This window comes from Methylobacterium sp. 1030 (assembly GCF_040544715.1).
Classification (GTDB): domain Bacteria; phylum Pseudomonadota; class Alphaproteobacteria; order Rhizobiales; family Beijerinckiaceae; genus Methylobacterium.
The window spans coordinates 1-6,752 of sequence record NZ_JBEPKM010000048.1; the positions used below are offsets into that span (position 1 = coordinate 1).

General features: G+C 64.7%; 4 protein-coding genes and 2 pseudogenes. 5 read left to right on the forward strand and 1 reads right to left on the reverse strand.

Annotated elements, in window-relative coordinates; translation table 11 throughout:
- Nucleotides 1-142 precede the first annotated feature (142 nt).
- Nucleotides 143-649, reverse strand: a pseudogene (locus ABIC30_RS31340) (Ros/MucR family transcriptional regulator).
- A gap of 497 nt (nt 650-1,146) precedes the next feature.
- Here ABIC30_RS31340 and ABIC30_RS31345 point away from each other — a divergent pair.
- The 5 genes and pseudogenes from ABIC30_RS31345 to ABIC30_RS31365 all read left to right on the forward strand — a co-directional run.
- Nucleotides 1,147-2,844 (forward strand): methyl-accepting chemotaxis protein, encoded by a 1,698-nt coding sequence (locus tag ABIC30_RS31345; RefSeq protein WP_354456804.1) that lies wholly within the window; start codon nt 1,147-1,149, stop codon nt 2,842-2,844.
- 7 nt (nt 2,845-2,851) lie between these two features.
- Entirely contained in the window at nt 2,852-3,199 is a 348-nt protein-coding gene (locus ABIC30_RS31350) for a hypothetical protein (RefSeq protein WP_020095770.1), read from the forward strand.
- A 59-nt stretch (nt 3,200-3,258) separates the two neighbouring features.
- Nucleotides 3,259-4,311 (forward strand): HD-GYP domain-containing protein, encoded by a 1,053-nt coding sequence (locus ABIC30_RS31355; protein WP_043713236.1) that lies wholly within the window; start codon nt 3,259-3,261, stop codon nt 4,309-4,311.
- 343 nt (nt 4,312-4,654) lie between these two features.
- Nucleotides 4,655-5,140 carry a response regulator gene (locus ABIC30_RS31360; protein WP_020095768.1) on the forward strand — a complete coding sequence of 162 codons (486 nt, stop codon included), beginning with the start codon at nt 4,655-4,657 and terminating at the stop codon, nt 5,138-5,140.
- A gap of 214 nt (nt 5,141-5,354) precedes the next feature.
- A pseudogene (locus tag ABIC30_RS31365) lies at nt 5,355-6,659 on the forward strand (IS1182 family transposase); the annotation flags it as partial.
- Nucleotides 6,660-6,752 lie beyond the last annotated feature (93 nt).

Genomic DNA, 6,752 nt, shown 5'->3' on the forward strand with positions numbered 1-6,752 from the left:
TGCATCAACAGGCCGGACACAAGACTGCACCCGACCAACGCGTCAGAAGCTCAATTCGCCACTTGCAATGCGGGAGCCATCCACACAGGACGGCCCCCTATCGACCCAACCCAGTCGCCCCGGGGCCGTCGAGCGCTTCCGATTAGCGGACGATCCGAGGTCGACCCATAGCCAAGCTTTTGGCGATCCTGGACCGTTCGGCCCCGTAGGCAGGGGCCACCATCGGGTAGTCGCTTGGCAGGCACCACTTAGCTCGGTACGTTTCCAGCGTCAGGCCACACGCCGTCAGATGCCGCTTGATCGTCTTGTACGGCTTGCCGTCCTCGAAGCTGATTTACGCCTCGTGCCTAATCGACGCTCGGATCTGGGCCGGTGTAACCCTTCTGCTTCCCGACACGGCCGACTGATCGGAAGTTTGAAGGCCGGTGAAGGCCGCAGCCATCGCCGTAATCAGTGCAGGCACCTCCAAGGCTGCGACGCGATTGTGCGACACATACGCCGCCACTAAGTTAGCGTTCATCTCGCCGCAATCGAGGTGGCTGTTTCCTGCAAAGACTGCGTCAGTATCCATCGGTATGTTCACTCCCATACGTTCGCGTCGTGAATTGACTATACGCGCGGGAGAAGCGATTCGAATGTTAAACTTCATCCATGAATAGTGAGATTATTCAAAATACAATCATTTAAGATGAGGTCATGATCTTTCACACATACTATTGCTTGAAATTGCAGACGAAAGAGTGCTGAGGGCCACGAAGATTGTCGCTTGGATGACATTGCGATGATTGCTGTCCAACGCAGGGTGCCGTAGCGCGCATGTCGCGAGCGCGGGGGGGCTTCGAGTGCTTTCTGGGGCGTCATGGGTCGCACCAGCTTTATCCCGGCCGACTGCCGGGAAGCGGCGGCGCGCGAGATCGATCTGTCATATCCGGATGATTTCCCACCCGAGTCCGGAGCGTGAATATGCCCGACGTTCTTCGAAAATGTTCGAGACCCGACGCGCGCACGGATTCAAATGCACTCAATATAAGATCGACTCCGAATAAATCATTCCTAGAAGTCGTCAATCTTAAAATTTGAAAACGTTAGATTTTTAGTAATATGCGGCGGATCATATGATCTGATCGGGATTAGTCGGTCTAGGGCATATCCATGCTGCGCAGTTCGAAAATCATCATCAAGGCCATCGTGCCGCTCGCCTTAATGGCGTTCATTGCCGCGGGATTGATGGTCTATGCGATTACATGCCTCGACGCACTTGCCAAGCAAACCCGCACGATCGTCGACCTGCAAGCTGTTCGGCTCGAAAGGATCCTGAGCCTGCGATCCCATGTCAACGAACTCGCCATTCAGTCACGCAATCTCATCCTTGAGACCCGTGAGGCGGAGATGGCCGCCTACAAGGCTCGCTACGACGCCACGTTGAAGGCTACTAAAGAGGCCACCGAAACCCTGATCTCCTTGGCCGACACACCAGAGCGTAAAGCCGCCAATCAGACGCTCAAGACCATCCTGGAGGAGTTCTATGCCGCGCAGGATCGGGCAACCGCTCTCGGCCTGAAGAACGACAACGACGGCGCGACCAAGGCTCTCCTGATCGACGCTGCGGCTTCGCGCAAAAAGATGCGCGAGTTCGTGCAGGAACGGGTCGATGTCCTCAACGCCGAGCTGCGGCAGGCGCGCGACGATGCCGAGCAGGCGGTGAGCACCGCCAGGATCGTGCTGATCGGTGCCTCCGCGGCCGGCCTCGTCGGCGCCGCCCTGCTCTCCGCCCTGATCGTGATCTTCGGCATCACCCGCCCGCTGGGCAGCCTGGTGGGGGTGCTGCAGCGGATGGCCCACGGCGAGGTCGATGCCGAGATCCGCGAGGCCACCCGCGGCGACGAGATCGGCGCCGTCGGTCAGGCGGTCGAGGGCATCAAGGCCATGGTCGCCCGCAAGGCCGCCGAGGAGGCCGAGGTCCGGCGCCGCGCCGACGCGGCCGCGGCTGCCGAGCGCAAGCGCACCATGATCGAGCTCGCCGACGGCTTCGAGCGCGCCGTCGGCGGCATCGTCGGCCTAGTCTCGTCCTCGGCCACCGAGCTCCAGGCCACCGCCCAGCAGATGACCGCCACCGCCGAGGAGACCGCTGCGCAATCGACCAGCGTGGCCGCGGCCGCCGAGGAGGCCTCGACCAACGTCAACACGGTCGCGGCCGCGGCCGAGGAACTCGGCTCCTCCGTGCAGGAGATCGGCCGGCAGGTGACCGGCTCGGCCCACCTTGCCCAGGCCGCGGTCGGCGAAGCCGACCAGACCGCCCACCTCGTCCAGGCGCTCAGCCAGAACGCCGCGCGGATCGGCGACATGGTCGGGATGATCTCGGGGATCGCCGCCCAGACCAACCTGCTGGCGCTCAACGCCACGATCGAGGCGGCGCGGGCGGGTGCCGCGGGTCGGGGTTTCGCGGTCGTGGCCACCGAGGTGAAGGCGCTCGCCGACCAGACTGCCAAGACGACGGAGGAGATCAGCCGTCAGATCGGCGAGGTCCAGGGGGTGACCGCGCAGGCGGTGACGGCGATCGGCGGGATCACCGGCCGGATCCGGGAGATCGACAGCGTGGCGACCTCGATCGCGGCCGCCGTCGAGGAGCAGGGGGCGGCGACACAGGAGATCGTGCGCAACGTGGCGCAGGCCTCGGCGGGGACGAACGAAGTGACGGTTAACATCGCCGGCGTGGCGCAGGCGTCGGAGGAGACGGGGGCGGCGGCCTCGCAGGTCCTGTCGGCGGCCTCGGAGCTGTCGCGGCAATCCGAGCATCTCGGTGCCGAGGTCGCCCGCTTCCTCGCCACCGTCCGCGCCGCCTGAGATGGCTATGGTCGAGATCCTCGCCCTCCCGGTCCGGCCTCACGGCACGCACCAGTTCGACCGACTGCACGCGGACTTAGCCGCCGCGCACGAACGTGGCGCGGATCTCGGCCCCCGAGCCCCTCACATCCAAGCAGGTGGCGACAGGCTGCTCGAACTGACTTGCGCCTTGGAACGCGCGATCGAGGATCTGGATCTCACGTTGATCAAGCTCGGTCTCCGGGATCCGGACATGCGTGAAGCCCTGCGAGACTTCGTCATCAAGACCGAGAGCCTCGCCAACACGGCGCAGAGCTTCGCTCACACCGTGCACGGCCTCGCCGGCCTAGCGCAGCGGTACCCAGCGACCCTCTGACTGCGCTCACGACTTCGGGCCGGACGTAAGACCGGCCCCAGCATCAGATGGAGGCCGGCTTGGGCAGGCTGTTGTTGATCTCCGACGACCTGGCCCGGACCGGTCGCCTTGCGCGTTCCCTCGGCCCGACCCGGCGCTGTACCGTCCAGGACCTGTATGATGACAGCCTGCCGTCGGTGCAGCCGGATCTGATCGTCGGCGACGTCGCTCAGCTTACCTCCGAGGCGATCGCGCGCCTGCAGCGGATGCTAGAGCCGCTGCGCGGGGCCGGCGCCCCGTTCCTGTTCCTGACCCACGGTAACGCCGCTCGCGCTGAGGCCCAGGTGCGACTCCTCGCTCCCACCGACATCCTCCCGGCCCTGACCATGCTTGAGCGCCTGCTGGCTCGGATCGACCGGCTTCTGGAAGTCGGTGGCTCCGCCGTCGCTGCTCGGATGGCGGACGAGGCGCGGCAATTCTTTGACCAGACCTTCTTCTCGAGCCAGCTAATCACGCCCGAGCTCGCGAGCACCGGCACCGGCCTGATCGCCCGAGCCGTGCAGCATTGTGGCCTCCGCGAGTGGATCGGGGCGGTACAGCGCTTCGACGAGGCCACGCACCGGCACTGCCTGATCGTTACAGGTCTCGCTGCCGCGTTCGCGGCGAAGCTCGGGTTTGCCGATCTGGACAGCTACCGCCTGACCAAGGCGGCGCTGCTGCACGACGTCGGCAAAACCCGGATCTCGACCGCGATCCTGAACAAACCCGGGCGGCTCACCGACGAAGAGATGACGGTGATGCGGACGCACGCGGCGCTGGGCTACGACATGCTGGTGGATAGCGGCTTCTCGCGGGAGATGCTGCAGGTGGTCCGCTCGCATCACGAGATGCTCGATGGCTCCGGCTACCCGGACGGGCTGCGGGCACCTGAGATCTCGGACCTCGTCCGGCTGGTAACGATCTGCGACATTTACGGCGCGCTGATCGAGCGGCGGCCGTACCGGGCACCGATGCCGGGAAGGCAGGCCTACGGGATCGTGCAGTCTATGACAGGCCGGCTCGACCCTGATCTGGTCACGGCGTTCCGCCCAGTGATGACCACGTTTGATCCGGCCGGCACTGCTGCGGCTTAGGGTCGGAATTGGGTGGGACCGCGACGTCCGCTCCGATGCGCTTGCTGTTCCAGAGCGGACCGCCGGAAATCCACCCTTTCCGGTCATTCCGCGACCGACCCACTCGGGCCGTGAAGATCTGCATTGACGCTTCCCGAAAGCCGCCATTCATCGACGGCCCGGCGACGTCAGTTCGGGGAAGGCGGCCTTGCCAGGGTACGCCCGTAGGTGACGAGCCGCCACAAACCACGGTCATCGCCCTGGGCGAATAAATAGCGCATAAGGGATCATCACTGGCTTCGGACCCGGCCGTCAGTGCCTGAGAGCGGTGAGCGCTCCCGGCCTGATCATACGGAGCACGGTTTTGGCTAACAGCAGGCCTTTAGCCATCCTCATCGCGGAGGCTGATGAGGTCGTCCGTATGGTCACGGCCGACATGCTGGAAGACGTCGGCTTCCAGACCATAGAGGTCCGCACAGCCGCCGAGGCGCTGGCGGTTCTCGAAGGACCGATGCCTGTGAGCATGCTGATCACTGGACGCGGCATCGTGGGCGATGGTGTTGCCCTTGCCCACCTCGTTCATCACCGTTGGCCCACTGTCGGCATTATCGTCACCTCGGGAGCCGGATCAGATCTCCGAGAGGAGTTGCCGCCGGGCACGCGACTGCTCAGCAAGCCCTACGACTTTGCAGACCTCATCCATGAGGTGGAAGCTGGCCTCGCACAGGTACAGGACGAGCCCTCAGGCGCTCCCGTGCTCCCGAGCGGCGTGCCGCCCCATACCGGGACGGAGATGGGCAGCGGGATGGGCGTTGTCGCAGCTCCCACGACCGAGCCGGACAAAACGTAGCCCCGGCCGTCAGGCCGGCTAAGTCTGAACACATTCGGCTTGGCTGCCACAATGTCGGTGCGGGCGGCGAGTGGGCGGGAGGGCGATATCCTCTTTGACGACTTTCAGAACCTGAGCTGACTGAAATCTACCCAGAGGGGTCCTCCCGCGACCGACCCTGGCTGTGTCAAAACCCCGATGGTGGTAGCTTTCCTCTGCACGACCGGAGGACGGCATGGGACGGTTCGTTGTCGGTGCCGAGCGCGATCAGACGACGCTATTTCCGCCTTGCCTGGAAGACTGGATCGCTGAGGACAACCCTGTCCGCGTCGTCGATGCCTTCGTGGAGGCCCTGGAACTCGGCGCGCTCGGCTTTGCGGGCGTCGATGCGGCACGAACGGGTCGACCGGGCTACCATCCGGCCGCCCTGCTGAAGCTGTACGTCTACGGCTATCTCAACCGGGTCCCGTCGAGCCGACGGCTGGAGCGCGAAGCGGGCCGCAACGTCGAGGTCATGTGGCTGACCGGCCAGCTATCGCCCGATCATAAGACCATTGCCGAGTTCCGTCGGCAGAACGGCCCCGCCATCGGGCGAGTCTGTGCCCGCTTTGTCGCTTTGTGCCGCACGATGGGCCTTCTGACGGGGACGTGCGTCGCGATCGACGGCTCGAAGTTCAAGGCGGTCAACAATCGCGACCGCAACTTTACGCAAGGCAAGCTCGACCGGCGCCGCCAGCAGATCGAGGAGAGCGTGTCACGCTACCTCTCGCAACTCGACACAGCCGATCGTCAGGATCCCACGCCAGAACTCGCAGCCAAGGTGGAGCGGCTGAAGGAGAAGATCGCCCGCCTCGGGCAGGAGATGGAGCGGCTGGCGGAGTTGGAGGAGCAGATGAAGGCCGCGCCCGACCGGCAGGTCTCGCTGACCGATCCCGACGCGCGGTCCATGGCAACCAGCGGCCGTGGATCGGGCGTGGTGGGTTACAACGTCCAGGTGGCGGTCGAGACCGAGCATCACCTGATCGTCGCGCACGCGGTCACCAATGCCGGCTCGGACCGGGCGCAGCTCAGCGGCATGGCCACGCGGGCCAAAGAGGCTCTGGAAGCGGACACGCTCGATGCGGTGGCTGACCGGGGTTACTATTCCAGTGAACAGATCCTGGCCTGCGAACGCGCCGGCATCGCCGTGACGCTGCCCCGGCCGATGACCTCGGGCGCGAAGGCCGTCGGGCGCTTCGGCAAGGATGATTTCCTCTACCGTCGTCAGGACAATACCTACCTGTGCCCGGCGGGTCAGACGCTGTCCCATCGGTACACCTCGGTGGAAAATGGTCTGACCCTGCATCGGTACTGGACAAATGTCTGCTCGACTTGCGCGATGAAGGGAGCCTGCACGACGGGCAAGGAGCGCCGGGTGACCCGGTGGGAGCACGAGGACGTGCTGGATGCCGTGCAGCGCCGATTGGATGGCGATCCGCGGGCCATGCGGGTCCGGCGCGAGACCGTCGAGCACCCCTTCGGCACGCTGAAGGCGCGGATGAATCGCCCCGGGATTTTCGGAGGCTCCAACTCTTGAGAGACTGGAGCCATGACGAAGCATACCCCACCCTTTTCCCCTGAGGTTCGCGAGCGG